At 33.3% G+C, this 16,160-nt stretch carries 12 protein-coding genes, 1 CRISPR repeat array and 1 riboswitch; of the genes, 5 read left to right on the top strand and 7 right to left on the bottom strand.

Annotated features, from left to right (window positions below; translation table 11 throughout):
* Positions 1 to 290 precede the first annotated feature (290 nt).
* Positions 291 to 3,020: direct repeats of the CRISPR family, unit length 36 nt; unit sequence GTTCAGGATACCAATAAATAGACACTACTCCCAAAC.
* Between the two features lie 63 nt (positions 3,021 to 3,083).
* The 4 genes from csn2 to cas9 are packed head-to-tail and all read right to left on the bottom strand — an operon-like array spanning position 3,084 to position 9,178.
* Positions 3,084 to 3,761 (bottom strand): type II-A CRISPR-associated protein Csn2, encoded by a 678-nt coding sequence (gene csn2, locus RBQ93_RS11885; RefSeq protein ID WP_320372332.1) that lies wholly within the window; start codon positions 3,759 to 3,761, stop codon positions 3,084 to 3,086.
* Positions 3,758 to 4,078: a CRISPR-associated endonuclease Cas2 gene (gene cas2, locus RBQ93_RS11890; RefSeq protein WP_320372333.1), complete on the bottom strand. Its 321-nt coding sequence runs from the start codon at positions 4,076 to 4,078 to the stop codon at positions 3,758 to 3,760. Before cas2 ends, csn2 begins: the two co-directional genes overlap by 4 nt.
* Positions 4,068 to 4,937: a type II CRISPR-associated endonuclease Cas1 gene (cas1, locus tag RBQ93_RS11895; RefSeq protein ID WP_320372334.1), complete on the bottom strand. Its 870-nt coding sequence runs from the start codon at positions 4,935 to 4,937 to the stop codon at positions 4,068 to 4,070. The genes cas2 and cas1 overlap by 11 nt, the downstream gene beginning before the upstream one ends.
* Positions 4,938 to 4,945: 8 nt before the next feature.
* Complete coding sequence (cas9, locus tag RBQ93_RS11900; protein WP_320372335.1) at positions 4,946 to 9,178, bottom strand: type II CRISPR RNA-guided endonuclease Cas9; 4,233 nt, start codon at positions 9,176 to 9,178, stop codon at positions 4,946 to 4,948.
* Positions 9,179 to 9,552: 374 nt separating this feature from the next.
* On the opposite strand from cas9, the gene RBQ93_RS11905 reads away from it, so the two are divergent.
* On the top strand, positions 9,553 to 10,623 hold the full coding sequence (locus RBQ93_RS11905; protein ID WP_320372336.1) for a hypothetical protein: 1,071 nt from the start codon (positions 9,553 to 9,555) through the stop codon (positions 10,621 to 10,623).
* A gap of 29 nt (positions 10,624 to 10,652) precedes the next feature.
* Here RBQ93_RS11905 and RBQ93_RS11910 read toward each other — a convergent pair whose 3' ends face one another.
* Positions 10,653 to 11,468 (bottom strand): MBL fold metallo-hydrolase, encoded by an 816-nt coding sequence (locus tag RBQ93_RS11910; protein WP_320372337.1) that lies wholly within the window; start codon positions 11,466 to 11,468, stop codon positions 10,653 to 10,655.
* 214 nt (positions 11,469 to 11,682) lie between these two features.
* Here RBQ93_RS11910 and RBQ93_RS11915 point away from each other — a divergent pair, with 214 nt between their 5' ends.
* Positions 11,683 to 12,150 carry a hypothetical protein gene (locus RBQ93_RS11915; RefSeq protein ID WP_320372338.1) on the top strand — a complete coding sequence of 156 codons (468 nt, stop codon included), beginning with the start codon at positions 11,683 to 11,685 and terminating at the stop codon, positions 12,148 to 12,150.
* Positions 12,151 to 12,169: 19 nt separating this feature from the next.
* On the opposite strand, the gene RBQ93_RS11920 is transcribed toward RBQ93_RS11915, so the two are convergent.
* Both RBQ93_RS11920 and RBQ93_RS11925 read right to left on the bottom strand, forming a co-directional pair.
* The gene (locus RBQ93_RS11920) at positions 12,170 to 12,850 is read right to left on the bottom strand and encodes a DNA alkylation repair protein (protein ID WP_320372339.1); all 681 of its coding nucleotides are present in this window, start codon (positions 12,848 to 12,850) and stop codon (positions 12,170 to 12,172) included.
* A 532-nt stretch (positions 12,851 to 13,382) separates the two neighbouring features.
* Positions 13,383 to 14,036, bottom strand: a complete 654-nt coding sequence (locus RBQ93_RS11925; protein ID WP_320372340.1) for a tetratricopeptide repeat protein — start codon at positions 14,034 to 14,036, stop codon at positions 13,383 to 13,385.
* Between the two features lie 79 nt (positions 14,037 to 14,115).
* A riboswitch (SAM riboswitch) is annotated at positions 14,116 to 14,202 on the bottom strand.
* A gap of 148 nt (positions 14,203 to 14,350) precedes the next feature.
* Between RBQ93_RS11925 and RBQ93_RS11930 the strand changes: the two genes are divergently transcribed.
* From RBQ93_RS11930 to RBQ93_RS11940, 3 genes are all read left to right on the top strand, one after another.
* The gene (locus tag RBQ93_RS11930) at positions 14,351 to 14,653 is read left to right on the top strand and encodes a metalloregulator ArsR/SmtB family transcription factor (RefSeq protein WP_320372341.1); all 303 of its coding nucleotides are present in this window, start codon (positions 14,351 to 14,353) and stop codon (positions 14,651 to 14,653) included.
* Entirely contained in the window at positions 14,628 to 15,662 is a 1,035-nt protein-coding gene (locus RBQ93_RS11935) for a permease (RefSeq protein WP_320372342.1), read from the top strand. Before RBQ93_RS11930 ends, RBQ93_RS11935 begins: the two co-directional genes overlap by 26 nt.
* An 85-nt stretch (positions 15,663 to 15,747) precedes the next feature.
* Positions 15,748 to 15,987, top strand: a complete 240-nt coding sequence (locus RBQ93_RS11940) for a thioredoxin family protein (RefSeq protein ID WP_320372343.1) — start codon at positions 15,748 to 15,750, stop codon at positions 15,985 to 15,987.
* The last annotated feature ends 173 nt before the right edge of the window (positions 15,988 to 16,160 follow it).

Below are 16,160 nucleotides of genomic sequence, written 5' to 3' on the forward strand. Positions count from 1 at the left end.
TTTCTAACGTTTTTTCTTCAAGCCGAAGAATGGTATTAAAGGTAACAACAAGAAAGTGATTGAGTTGTTCTTTGTTTGTGGACATTGTTCCTCCTAAGATAGTTTGAACTTCAAACAATATGTCATACTCGGCAGCAATAGTCAAGAAAAATATGTGATTATATTATCATTTAGAAGATAATAAAAAAGTCGAGTTTTACTCAACTAATAAATAATTCATATATCAAACGTGCTGCTTAAAAACACACATTTCTCCCAAGCACAAATACTCACCGAAACGATTTACACTTGTTCAGGATACCAATAAATAGACACTACTCCCAAACATATCAAATGTATTTACAACATGTCAAGCGGTTCAGGATACCAATAAATAGACACTACTCCCAAACCTTGTTATCAGGCTCAATTCGTCCTCTGTGTTCAGGATACCAATAAATAGACACTACTCCCAAACACTCGCTGCCTGTTGTTTATAAATCAATAGGTTCAGGATACCAATAAATAGACACTACTCCCAAACATTACCACATACGATATTTGACACATTTAGTTCAGGATACCAATAAATAGACACTACTCCCAAACATGAAGGTTGCACGGGTATATTATCATTTGTTCAGGATACCAATAAATAGACACTACTCCCAAACAAATACACATATCAATTCACAGGCTTATGGTTCAGGATACCAATAAATAGACACTACTCCCAAACAGACGCAAATTAAAGAAAGAGAGAAAAGAGTTCAGGATACCAATAAATAGACACTACTCCCAAACGCGTTTCCATCGGTTGACTTGTAAGGCTTTGTTCAGGATACCAATAAATAGACACTACTCCCAAACACTTGGTATTTACAACTGCGAAACGTGTTAGTTCAGGATACCAATAAATAGACACTACTCCCAAACCCATGAATCTATTTAATTTCTACTGCAATTGTTCAGGATACCAATAAATAGACACTACTCCCAAACACGCTTGGTATATGCTAGAAAATAATAAAGTTCAGGATACCAATAAATAGACACTACTCCCAAACAATGGTCGCAAATCTTGCTCGGCGGATGTGGTTCAGGATACCAATAAATAGACACTACTCCCAAACTCAATGCTAATCATAATTAACGATACCTATGTTCAGGATACCAATAAATAGACACTACTCCCAAACTAATAATATTAGTTAACTCAACGCTAAAGCGTTCAGGATACCAATAAATAGACACTACTCCCAAACTACTTCTAGTGAGTTGTTAAGAGCAATACGGTTCAGGATACCAATAAATAGACACTACTCCCAAACTTTGTCTATGCTTAATAGGGCGACCTTACCGTTCAGGATACCAATAAATAGACACTACTCCCAAACCTTCTTGGTATGTTTTTAGATACTCATTAGCTTCAGGATACCAATAAATAGACACTACTCCCAAACTAACACCTACATCTAACTCAATTTCTATATGTTCAGGATACCAATAAATAGACACTACTCCCAAACACAAATAACATAGGGGGTTAAAGTATGATCGTTCAGGATACCAATAAATAGACACTACTCCCAAACAAAATGGTGTTTTAACATTTACACCTACTAGTTCAGGATACCAATAAATAGACACTACTCCCAAACAGTTAAAATGTATGATAGTGCAGGAATAAGGTTCAGGATACCAATAAATAGACACTACTCCCAAACATCTAACACACACGTTAACTCACAAGCATAGTTCAGGATACCAATAAATAGACACTACTCCCAAACCCCACCGATAGCGTGAGCAATGATTACACCGTTCAGGATACCAATAAATAGACACTACTCCCAAACTATTCTCGTTAATCTTAATAAAATGATATAGTTCAGGATACCAATAAATAGACACTACTCCCAAACTACGATCCTTTCGCTTAACAACTCACGATTGTTCAGGATACCAATAAATAGACACTACTCCCAAACTAACTTGTGGGCGAATTCTTCGACTTTTTCGTTCAGGATACCAATAAATAGACACTACTCCCAAACGATAACATGTGGATTATCATCTTTTCAATCGTTCAGGATACCAATAAATAGACACTACTCCCAAACAATCTCACTGAATGGACTTGGTCGAAGTGGTTCAGGATACCAATAAATAGACACTACTCCCAAACCTATGATCCAAGATGCATATAAAATAAATGTTCAGGATACCAATAAATAGACACTACTCCCAAACCAGCGGTTAATGGTTTAATTGAGGAACGTTGTTCAGGATACCAATAAATAGACACTACTCCCAAACTATAGAAATCCAGGATGTTGAATTAATAGGTTCAGGATACCAATAAATAGACACTACTCCCAAACATAACCACTCATCCCTTTTAACATTAAGTTTGTTCAGGATACCAATAAATAGACACTACTCCCAAACGCTGGTTCAAACGTTCCTAATTTTTTTATGTTCAGGATACCAATAAATAGACACTACTCCCAAACAGCATATTCGCCATACCGTCCCAACCTTTTGTTCAGGATACCAATAAATAGACACTACTCCCAAACTGCCAGTGTAGCGCTCAATATTATCATTCTGTTCAGGATACCAATAAATAGACACTACTCCCAAACTAATCGGTAGTGTGATCACAATGGTTTACGTTCAGGATACCAATAAATAGACACTACTCCCAAACATTAAAAAGAGTGGATATAAAATTATTGGGTTCAGGATACCAATAAATAGACACTACTCCCAAACAAAGATAAAATAGTAAATCTTATCAAATTTGTTCAGGATACCAATAAATAGACACTACTCCCAAACGATTTGACGTTATTGTCTTCTGTATATTTGTTCAGGATACCAATAAATAGACACTACTCCCAAACTTTTACATTCACACTAAACCCACGCGATCTGTTCAGGATACCAATAAATAGACACTACTCCCAAACTAAACTTGATAACTTTATCATTTTAGCAATGTTCAGGATACCAATAAATAGACACTACTCCCAAACCTCAAATGATGATTAGGAAAGCGCATAATTATTGAAAATTATTGGCGTACTAATAGTATAACTCTATTGAACAAATAATTGAATGGAGTCTTCATCAATAAGAGTTTTCACGTTTTGTGAGTCATAGGATATTTTACTTTGTAGATTTACAACCAAAATGCCGGTTTTTTTAATTTCACTAATCAGCGCTTCACATTCTCTAATCGACAATATTGAAAATAAATTTATTGTAAAAATAATTTTAGGATGCAGTATATCACTGATAATCACAAACCAATTTATTATTCGTTTTATTTTATTTTCTTCGCCATCATTGGGACCAATATTGATAATTTTCAAGATTTGACTAATTTCAATCTCATTATCATAAACAAGAGGTATATCATACTGAAGCACCAATTTTTGAATGTAGTTTGTGATTTCTTGTTTAAGGAGAGTAAATTCATCTGATTGATCGTGTTGGGCAATTTTCGTTATATCTTTGATAATTGCATTTTTAATATCTTTGGTTTGTAAACTAAACAAAAACGGGTCTGTTATGATAAATGCGTCTTTATGCAGGTTCATTGTTTCATCATTATTATTTATTACATAAAAAAAACCATCATCGTTATTTCCTATTTGATTAAGAATATCCGAAACTAACTCATAAAAATCGTTTCCATTTTCGACTAATAGGCAATTAATTCCGCACTCATCAACGATGATGCTTTCATCAAAAATTGGATGCACTATTTTCATAAAAAAACTAGATTATGATCATCATTAAGAAACTCATCCGACTTTTCGCCTAGCAAAAAATCCATTTCCGAATATTGCTTCTCAGTTACCATCAAAATCATTACATATCCTTTCTTGGGCAAAAATGATTTAATCCGTTTTTTAACTGCAAATCCCAATGATTGAGTTACTGTTAATTTGCAATAAACGGAATATTGCAAACGCATAAAACCCTCCTTCTCCAATGATTTTACAAAATGGCGATATTCTTTTTGTTGACTGGCGGTTTCAACAGGCAAATCAAAAAATAGTAATAATCGCATAAATCTATAACTCATAATCTGTGACAAATTGTGCTTTTTCAGGAGTTTTTTCAGATAGACATCGCAAAATATTTTTTACGTATAATTCAATTGCTCGATAAAGTCGCATATTTTTATCGTCATATGTGACATTAGTATTCGCCAAATCGACAAAAACTTTTTTAAAACTTTTTAAATCTTCCATTAATATAACTTTTTGATCAACAATCGGTCGAAAAGGTTCCATCAAATCACAGCTTAAATTATAGTGGTTGTATTCATTTTGATGCCAAATTCCTAATTGGGTTAAACAACCATATGCCCAAATTTCACGATTAATCATTGATAGAATAATGCTATATCCATAATTTAATGCGGCATTAATATCATTAGCTTCTCGACGAGAAAAATCATTACCAAATAATGCATTGAAATATACTTTAGCTGCATGTCCCTCTCGATTCGTGCTGTCACTTGGTAAAACTTCAGAAGTATAATTGTCAAGCATATTATATGCATTGACTAATCCTTTACGGAGTAAAACTAGACCTTGTTGATGAATTTTTTCACTAACAATTAGTCTCCATAATTCATCTTTACTTTCCTGATCCCAATTTATTTGTTCGGCAATACGTCCACTTGAATTATGTGCTCCATAAATCGGCATGATTGAAAATGATGGGTTTCTTTTTTCATCACACATTAAAACATTGATGTTTCGCTTACTCATTTCAACTAATAGTGCAGTCGTTATAGCAACCCCAGTGTTTTCAATAATTAGTGTGGAAATTTCACCAAGATGCACGCGTAGTTCCGAATCCGAGCGAATAACAAGACTATTTAATTCTAAAGATAATTTGCAACGTTTTTGAATTACGATAGTACGAAATCCCATTGTTTTTATTAATTGTCCTTCTTGTTTATCACTATTTCTTGTTGGAAAAGACCAGTTGATGATTCGTGAATTAATGAAATATTACTTTTTGTAATATTCTTACCAACCATAATTCTTCCAACAATAATTTTTGCTTTTTTATATTCCTCATCATTAGGAAAAAGATCATTAAATTTAACACTATTTGGAGCGCAAACAATAGTATCAATAATTGCTAGAAGCACTTTGACTTGGCGTATAAGAGAAAGTTTAGTAAAAAACTCCTTAATATTCTCAATGTACTTTTTGGTTCGAAGTAAATTAAATTTATTCATCGTCATTTTTTCTTCAATAATATTTAAGAGCAAAAGGTTTCCTTCTTTACTAATAGTTCGGTTGTCATGTGAATTTTCATTTTTACTTAATTTCCAATCACTTATCGTTAAATCATCAAGAATTTCAGCCTTTTTTTCCTTAGAAAAACTTTCATAAATTTTGTTAATTTTTATCATTGTTCCGACGTATTTTTCTAAATATAAAGGTAATATAAGTTGTGTAGCATTAGTTAAGGCATAACTATTACTAGTTTTCCCTGATATGTAATAAAATCCATTTTCGATTTTTAACTTATTGCCAGGATATATCGGGGCGTAAACTAATTGTGGCTCGCGAAGATTAAAATAATCTTCGGCAATGTATTGAAGGTCAATTTCTTTTCTTTTAATTTTATTGAGCAACAAAGTTGGTATTGATTCAATCGAAACAATTGGCTTACCTTTTTTATCTTTTGAGGCAAAAACGGCGAAGTAAGCAATTGAAATACTGTTAAAGCCACCATAATGCTTGGTATTACTTAATGGCCCTTTTTCTTTAATTGGTGCAAGATTACTGCTTTCATTATGATAGGAAACTAATTGCTGATCAAATAATCCGCCATTATTAATCTGTTTTACTTTTCTTGAAACGAGGATATCATTTTGTCCCATAATTTTCCGGACAAGTTTTATGCTTGTGCTATTTTCAGTATTCCAAGCATTTTTAATATCAATTTCAAACATGCTACTTAATTGATTGCTCTGTTTATCACCATAATAATAACTATGATTGGCTGTATACTTTTCATGGTAAGCATTGCCAACAACAATGTTAAGATAAGCGTCTTTAGCATGATGTAAATCATTAATATCCCGAACTTTATAAAAATCAAATTTTTGTCGGAATTCTGAAACATTTTTAGCTTTTGAATAAACTACTTCGGTATTTGAACCAAATTTTTTCTTGAGAATATTAATGACTAATAACACACTTTGCGCTGTAGTAACAAGTTGACGATTAATAAATGTCTTGCGTTCGTCATCAGTAAAAGGGAGTGTGCGAGTTAACCTGTCTTTTTTTTCTTTACTAATAAATTTTGAATTTGAAAGCATTTCCCAATAATCTTTCATCTCTTTTTGAATATCCTTATGAACTGGGAAAATATTACCCTTTTTCATATTAGCATCTTTAGTGATAAGGACCCGATTATCAAAACTATCATCTTTAACAAATGATTGAGGATAAATATGATCAATGTCATAATCTTTTGTCATAATCCTCTGAATGTCAATTGGTTTTCCGGTGTACATGCATTTTCCTAGTTGCAAAAAGTACAAGAATAAACGGTCACTTTGCAACTTGTCATCGATTGCAACATCTAATTCGCCACTAAGTGATTTTATTTCTGGAATGGTCTTAAGTGCTTCTTTATATAATGATTGAAGTTGAGCATGACGTGAGGAAGTTTTCTTTCCTTTTTTCTTCTCATCACTAGCACGAGTTACTTCGACGAAAATACGTTTAGGAGATTTTCCTAAGACATGAGTAATTTCGTCAACCACTTTCATAGCTTGATAATAACTGCGTTTAACGGCGGGAGAAACATAGGAATTTGCAATTTCTTCATCGATGACATCCTCAATACTCGTTACCTGACCACGAGCTAGATTGTTAAAATTTTCAATAGCATTTAAAGCATCATATTCTTCAGTATTAAGAATTTGCATGAAATTAAGATTTGTTTCCCGCATAATTTCAATAATGGTTTTAACCTCTCCTTGGCGAGTTGTTAAAACGAAATGTGGTCCATTTAAAAATTCGCGTGATAGACGGCCCCATTTTGGATTTACTAATTTAACTCTAGATAACTGTTTTATTTGTTTATCGCTAAAATAGTTAGCAAAATTATTATAAATAAGTTCTTCAATCGTATTAGAATTTGTGAAAATAGAAAGCCACACAATAATTGTTTCAATTATATTAATGTTTTTTTCAACATCACTACCAAGGATTGCATAAAAATCGACATAGTTACTCTTAGGAAAAACGACATTTTCTAAGTCTAATTCGCTAAAAGTACATTCACCTTTGATTCCTTGTTGTTTTAGATAGGTGGCAATATCTTTGATTTTTACACTTTTTCTCTTTTTGAATAACTCATTAATTAAGCGGCTTTTAAGTTCTTGATTTATGAGCTCTCCATTTAGTTTAAGGACATTTAGTTTATTGAGTAAATCATATTCACAATATAGTAAGGAACTAGCGGGCAAGACATCTTGGCCATATAAATACGTGCATTTATTGGTCATTCGTCGAATAAATCGTTGCTGTGATGATGCTTCATCAATTTTTTGTTGGAAATTATAGGGATTAACCGCACCTTTTTCTTTACGTACCACCCAAGCAAAACCATTTTGCAGATTGGCGTGAGCGTCATTTAAGGGACCTACGTAATAGGGAATTCGATACTTCATAATTTGAAGAATCTTATCTCTATTAGATAAGTTATCGCTTGTAACGTCTTTTAAAAAAGGAAGGTAGTTAGAAGCATTATCTAATATTTTTTCCATTTCCACATAATTCACTTGATATGGAATTGAAGCGTTATCTTTAATACTTAATTTTTTTAAGTAATCACCTTGGTCAATGAGTTCCACTATTCTATTCTTATGCTCAATAAAAGCATCATCTTCATTCATCGGTGTAGTTTTAGTTAGAAAAGTCTTCAAACCTTTTAAAAATATAGCATGATCACATTTTTCAGCTTTTCCTCTTTTTTTATTATTTATGAAAAAATTGCGCTTATTATTCCGCACTTTTGTCGATCCAATATAATTGGTGTATGGGCATAATGGTGCATTTGCTAGTTTAAAATTATTATCCTCTGCAAATTGGCGAAACATCGCATTATAAAAATTTGGATAATACTTTTTAAAAAATCGTTTGAGTTCAGCTAACTCTTGATGATGTTTATGATATTGTTTGATTTTAGCCTCACAAAGAAACGCGTTTTCACCTATTACATCTTTATACAAGATATATCCATATAGTGTATGAAGTTTTTCGATTAATGAAAATGAATCCCCTAGTGTTCCTTCAAGCACTGGTAGAACTTCTTCTTCAAACTTGCTATCGTCAAAACAAATACTTTGCTTTTCTAATTCTTCCAATTCGACATCCTGAAGAATGTTCGCTATTTTTTCCGTACCACCAGACAACAACTTAAAAATGGCAGCATGAGTTTTATCGCACTCGGGAAATAATTCTTTAAACTTTTCGATTTTACGTGTTACACCTCGATTTGCTTTATCTGCTAAGATGGATAATGTTTGATAACTAACCTTGTCAGAAAAAAACCGCGAAGTATCATCGTTAAGTTCAGACAAAACATCATCAACTTCTCGAAATAATTTCACACCATATTCTTCTTGTTCACTTGTAGAAAACGTCATGTTCTCTAGTAAAAAATGCCCCCGATGTTTAACAAGGTGATGCAAAGCTAAATAAACAAGGCGAATATCATATGTTTTATTTTTGTTTTCAATTAGTTCTTTTTGTAAATGATAAATTGTTGGATATTTTTTAAAGTGTTGAGTATCACAATACTTTTCATCAGAAAAAAGCGAGTATTTACTATTGGTTTCTTTATCTTCAAGCCAAAAAGCGCTGTTGTTAAGTCGAAGAAAGAATTCGGAATCCACTTTTTCTATTTCCGGACCAAATATCTCTTGTAACCATTGAACTCGCATTTTTTGTCTCGCTAAGCGTCTGCGATTAGCACGAAATACTCTTCTATCAGCTGCCGCTTTACCTTCCTCAAATAAACGGACACCCCAAAGATTCTTCCCTTTCTTTTTTACTAACTTATAGTCGGTATCGGTAACTGCCCAACCAACCGATGATGTTCCTAGATCCAAACCTAAGTAAATTTTTTTGCTATTATCCATTGTGTTTCCTCCACAGCCATGTATAATAAGAATTGTAAATAGACACTACGAGTCCAAACAACAGTTTACTGAAATTACCTTAATGGTGGCCGGATTGCCGGCTTTTTTCTTAGTTTTATTCTACCACCATATTTTGTATTCTCTAGTCTAATTAAAATTTGTCATACTTAATAAATGTGAAAATAGTTAAAAATGTTATTAATAATGCATTAATTTTAGATTCATATAATTTGTTTATTTTTATTATTAAATTTTGGCTAGTCAATAAATTGGACCTTAATAGCATTTGTTACCATTATTATTATTAGGTTTTCTATGTTAGCATAAAAATAGTAATTTACTTTAATAATATAGATAATCTTTGGAGGTTAATTATGAAAATCGGTTTATTGTATTCATCACAAAAGCAAAATGAAAAACGCTATCCTTTACATTGGAAACACCTAATTAAGCTCACGCCTAATTTATTGAAGAAAATTATTTTTGAAGAAGGTTATCCTGGAATTGAAAATCTTAATCAAAATTATGTTAGAACTGCTAAACGTCAAGAAATTTTTAAACTTGTTAATCTTGTTGTGTTACCAAAACCCGTAAAAGATGATTATCATTATTTTCAAACAAATCAAATTGTCTGGGGTTGGCCACATGCTGTTCAAACGCCGGCGATTGTCGATGTGGCGATTGAAAAAAAGTTAACACTAATTGCTTGGGAACATATGTATGCTTGGGATCAGGATGTTAAAGGTAAACATATATTTGCACGCAATAATGAAATTGCTGGTTATGCGTCGGTTATCCATGCATTAACCTTAGCGGGTATCACTGCCGGCGCCTATGGGAATCATAAAAAAATCGCCGTTATCGGTTATGGGTCAACTGGCAAAGGGGCGATTACAGCATTACTTGGCCTCGGTGCAGAAAAAGTAAGTGTTTATTCAAGACGCTCAAAAGCACAAATTGCAGTTAATAATCCTCAACTTGAGTTTAAAAAATATCAAGTGAACAACAGTCACGTTTTGATGGAAGGGAAAAACGCTTTTACTGAATTAGCAGAATACGATATCATCGTTAATTGTATTTTACAAAATCCGTTAAAACCTAAAATGTTTATGTCAACCACACAAGCTCTATCCTTGCAAAAGCCATTATTAATTATTGATGTAAGTTGTGATGCGGGGATGGGATTCGAATTTGCTCAGCCGACATCTTTTACGCAACCACAATTTCATGTTGGTCATGTGACGTATTATGGTGTTGATCATAGTCCCAGTTTCTTTTTTGAAGCCGCTTCTTTTGAAATTAGTAAGGTGCTTTTCCCACACTTATTATTTGTTTTAGAAAATAATACATATCGCGGTAATTCCGTTCTTGAAAAAGCGATTGATATCGAACAAGGACAAATTATCAACAAAGAAATTATTTCTTTTCAGCAAAGAAATGTATAAAAACCTGATTTTGCGCAGTTAAATGCTGATTATAATTCGAAACACAGCCCTGTCCGTAGATAGGTAATTTTGTCTTGCATAATCGGCTTCAAGATTGTGAATGCTTTTTCACCAGTACAGTGGCAAGTTAAAAGGCGAACTTTTGTCTTTAATAAGGCATACCCAATATCTTGAATGATATTTTCGGCTTCGCTTATCCCACTCGAGTGACTATAAAGATGCAGTCCACCAATAGCTACATCAATTTGGCCCTTACTGAATTGACAGGCCGCATTGATGATATTTAACATTCCTTTATGAGCACAGCCCGCGACTAGATAATGTCTTTCTTTTTCGGTAATTAAAAGATTTTGTTCATGGGCAAAATCATCTTGTGGGTACGTTCCTGCGCGATATATAAATAAGTTACGATTACTGTGAGGATAAAATCTTTTCTCGGGCACTTGGCTAAATATGTGCAATTCTTCATCAATCACTAAATCTTTATTGACGAAAATTACCCGACTTGGCTCTGGCAAACTAACCCCAATATACACATATGTATCATTCCTTTTGGAAAAATGTTGATCTAAGGCTTGTTGTTGCACATAGATTTTTGCGTGTTTATTTATTGTTAAAAAGTGGGGAAGGCCACCGCCATGATCATTATGACCATGGGAAAGAACAAAAGTATCAACTTGGGATAAATCAATCCCAAGTGTGCGCGCATTATGGGCAAAATATTTAGAAGCCCCCGCATCAAAAAGAATTTTGTGTTTAGCCGTTTCGATATATAGCGCTAAGCCGTGTTCAAAATATAAGGCCGGGTTACTTGTCGTATTTTCCATTAAAACCGTAATTTTCATAAATTAATTGTTCTGACTTCTATAGAAAGAAGCCACTTTTAGTTTAGTCCTTCTAGAGTCTGCATACAAGAAAACCGCAAAGTATATATCCAAAAGACAACTTGATTGATCATCAAATTCGTGATTTAAAAACTTGGCAATTGATGATGATTTCTATTAAATTTCTCTATGGATTATGATAGCCTAATATTGGTATTTTACTGGAGGCCACGTTATGCAAATCGCCATCATTATTCATTCTGAGACTGGACATACTCTTGCAGTCGCAATAAAGATGCAGACAAAATTAATTGCTGCTGGTCACCAAGTGTCATTAGCACGTATTCAAGCACGGAATGATCGTGAAGTTGATGAGCAAAAAATTGAATTTATCAATTGTCCAAAGTTGCCAATAGCGGATGCTTATATTTTTGGCGCTCCCGTCCGTGGCTTTATGCTTTCTCCACTCATGAAAGCTTATTTAAACCAAATCGATGATTTATCTAAAAAACCCGTAATTTGTTTTTTAACTCAACACTTCCCCTTTAAGTGGATGGGTGGAAATCAAGCAATGAAACAATTTAAAGCGTTGTTACTTAATAAAAATGCGCATATAAAAAATCACCATATTTTCAATTGGTCAGCGAAAAAGAAACGTGAAAAACAAATAAATGTGGCTATCCATCAATTGGATTTTTCGTAATCGTTAATACTGTTTTTTTCTATTTATATAAACTGCGTAAGGCTTTAACCCGTATTTTAAATTCATCATTGATGCGGAAAGAATCACACATTTTTTGAATTCCTTTACCAATGATCTTGTAGTGTAATGATTGTGACTTAATAAAATCGATCACTACTTCCGGATTATAAATGGCCAAATCCGCTAGTAACCAAGCTTCCGCCATTTGCACGTAATGTTCTTGATCATTATGCAATAAGGCTAAAATTTTTAGGGTATAATGTCGATCTTTTTGCCAACCACTAAGAAAAATCACATAGCCCCACCTTCTAACAAACGTAAGTTCAGATTGAATATATTGTTTGGCTTTTTCATAAACATAAGAAAAAGATGGAGCTTTTGTCAGCAATTGCAATAAAAAGTCGACATGCCACCAATCATGTAAATCAGAAAAATGGTCTTCGATAAAAGAAATTTGATCTTCATATTTTTTAATCGACTTGAGCGAAACATAGAAATAAATGCGATGAATAGCACTATTTTTGGAAAGATACGGATATAATTCTGCAACATCAATTTTACTTTGATAGTATTCTTTGGCAATTAAATCAATGTCTGCGGTTTTGATATTGTCAATTGCGTTTAGCCGCATTAACGTTTGTTCATAAAGCATAATTTGTGTCCTCTTTTTATGGATATAACGACGAATATCATTTTTCATTACGAATAATTCATTAATAAGTGTCCAAGACTAAAACTTGATTACTGCTTAAAATCCTACTTTATTTTATCAATTACTAGTAGCATTTAATAGCAGGTTTAATCGCGTTTTTTAATGCCTAATGTCAATTTTATCATCACTAAAGAGCGCTGACCTCGATGCCTTTATGTTTAATGCTTCGCGGTGGCGGCTAGTAAAAAAATACCGTTATTCTATATTCAAACTGGGAATAGCGACCATAAACAACTTGTTAGATGAAAATACTATTTAGTTTGAAAATGCCTACTACTATGAATTTATTCAATTTAATAATTCATTTAGGTGCTTCGTGTAATTATTTATCTATGCTCTTATTTTGATTTCTCTTTTTATATACAAACCGTCTTTATTAGTTTAATTCCGACTTTATAAATATTTTAATCGCTGCCATCATATCATCACGTTCATGTAAAAGCGCGACTTCTGCTTGTGAAATTATATTGTCTTTGAGAGCTTGTCGAATTGGATCAACGTATAAATGTTCGCAAAGAGCTCAACAATAGCCGTTTTTTAATACTGGCTCGCCACGACTAAAATTTATACTATCATCGGTATTAAATAATGTTTTTCTTATCCAGCGAATGTTTAGTCGAAAATAAGCAAAATCATTTTCGACAGGGACTAAACCATGGCAAAATTCACAAATCGGATTATTATGATAAATTTCAAACACTTCATTAATCTTTTCTTCTGAAAAGCGAAAAGCTTCTTTTAAAAAGCGTAAGCCTAATTCCTCACCTTGCAGGTATTCTCGCACGGCATAAGCGACTGACTTATTATAATAGTACTTGGCTTTTTCTAAATCTTGTGGAACATGTAAACCATCTTTATATATTTTCCCAAGGTTATAGGCGGCGTTTGGGTTTAAACGATTCGCCATTTTATTATAAATTCTAAAGGCTTTAGCAAAATCTCGGTCAACGATTTGGCCTGTCAAATAGAACGAGCCGATTGCGTTTTTTGCATATGCGTAATTCATGTCAGCGGATTGTTTAATCAAGTGATAGGCTTTCTTTACATTTTTATCTTGACCATTTTTACCAAATAAATAATCAATCCCTTCTAAATATAGTTCACGTCGTTTCTTATTATAGGCAATAACATCATTTTTTGGCGGAGGCAACTTACCATACTTCTTTGTTTCCATATATTTCTCCTTTTTAATATAGGACCAAAAAGAGAAATAAAAAGCCCATCGAAATGATGGGCATAGATAAACTATGTGTTTCCCATCATTCAAGCTTTAGCACCTTGCGTATCGTAGGTTGCTGACGGGTCACAGGGCTTGTCCCTATCCGTTCTCTTTATGGTGAGATTGTTATAGCAAATAAAAGGCGTTTTGTCGAGAGGCGGTTTATCGATACAAATTGTCTTAAGTGATAAATCAACTTTGACTTTGATTAAGCAAAAATATAAAATATCAATATTGAATATAGATAAACATCTATATATAGGAGGCCGATGAATAAAAAAATGGCAGAACGATTTCACGCTCTTGGTGATCCTAATCGTTTAATAATTATCGATGCATTAGCTAAAGGTGAAACGTGCGGTTGCACGATTATTAATAATCTTTCCATTTCGCAGCCAACGCTGTCTTATCATCTAAAAATAATGACTGATAGTTCCATATTGAACGCTTATAAAGAAGGAACGTGGAAAAAACATAAAATCAATCATAAAGAGATAAAAGAAATGATCGATTATCTAAATTCTTTGCTACAGAAAGAAAAAACTTGTGACAGCGTTTGCGATAATATTTAGTTGGCTTAATGACCAGCTTTTGAAAATGGTTTGGCTACAAAATATCATCGACTGGTTATTTAAAACAATTTTTAATGTTGACCCCGAAACACTTTTCTACAAGGCAGGAACCTTTTTTCTTTATGATGTTATTAAAATATTCATATTGTTAACAGTTCTTATCTTTATCTCATCCTACATCCAGTCTTTTTTTGCCCCGGAACGCACCCGCGCTATTTTAAGCAAAGTAAAAGGCCCTTTTGCCAACATTATCGGTGCTCTTCTCGGAACAGTAACGCCCTTTTGCTCATGCTCATCGATTCCCATTTTTATTGGTTTCACGAAAGCTGGCCTACCAATTGGAGTCACATTTTCTTTTCTTATATCTTCACCCTTGGTTGATCTTGCTTCCGTTATTTTGTTGGCCAGCATCTTTAACTGGCAGATTGCGTTAGTCTATGTTGTGATGGGCTTATTAATTGCTGTGATTGGTGGAACACTGATTAGCGTTTTCAAAATGGAGCGCTATGTCGAGCCCTTTGTTACCGCAACTTTAGAAGAAACAGCAATTGAGACTAATCATGTTGATGATTTTAAAATGACATCGAAAGAACGTGTAAATTACTCATTTAGTCAAGTAAAGCAGATTATTCATAAAGTATGGCTCTACATTTTTATTGGTGTGGCAATTGGGGCTTTAATTCATGGTTTTGTTCCGCAAACATTTATCGAAGCAGTTCTTGGGACCAATAATCCATTCTCAGTCATAATCGCAACCTTACTTGGCATGCCGATGTATGCCGATATTTTTGGGACACTCCCAATTGCTGAGGCATTGGTCCTCAAAGGTGTCGGCCTCGGAACGGTGCTTGCTTTCATGATGGCGGTTACCGCTTTATCGCTCCCTTCGATTATCATGTTAAAAAAAGTTGTTAAAACAAAATTGCTTTTAACTTTTATTGGCATTGTTTCATCTGGCATCATTATTATGGGATACGTATTTAACGCATTTGGCTTTTTGTTAATTTAGGACAAATTATTCATCACATCAATAAATCATTATCATAAGAATTTAAATACTAAATTAGACTTAAAACATCAAGGAGGATCTTACTATGGTCATAAAAATTATGGGTTCTGGTTGCGCGAATTGCCGTCGTTTATTTGAAAACACTAAAAAGGCCATCGCTGAATTAGCTATAGAGGCCGATATTCAATACATCACTGACATTATGCAAATCGCTAATGCCGGTTTGATGCGTACACCAGGTTTAATCATTAATGATAAAATTATAAGTTACGGACGAGTTCCGGAAATATCCGAAATCAAGACCATGATTAAGGCGGCTTTATAAATTACTCTTCCGTGCCATTAGTTTTAATCAATTGTTCTATTTTTATCAAATCAATAAACGTGGTTCAGTGAAGTTTATTTAAGTTCTTCTTCCATTATTTAGCTTCAAACAACTTGTTCTCACAATTTGAGTTTTTTATTATAATTGATTTTTTTGGATTATCTTCTTAATTT

Source organism: Trichlorobacter sp., from assembly GCF_034008105.1.
Taxonomy (GTDB): domain Bacteria; phylum Desulfobacterota; class Desulfuromonadia; order Geobacterales; family Pseudopelobacteraceae; genus Trichlorobacter.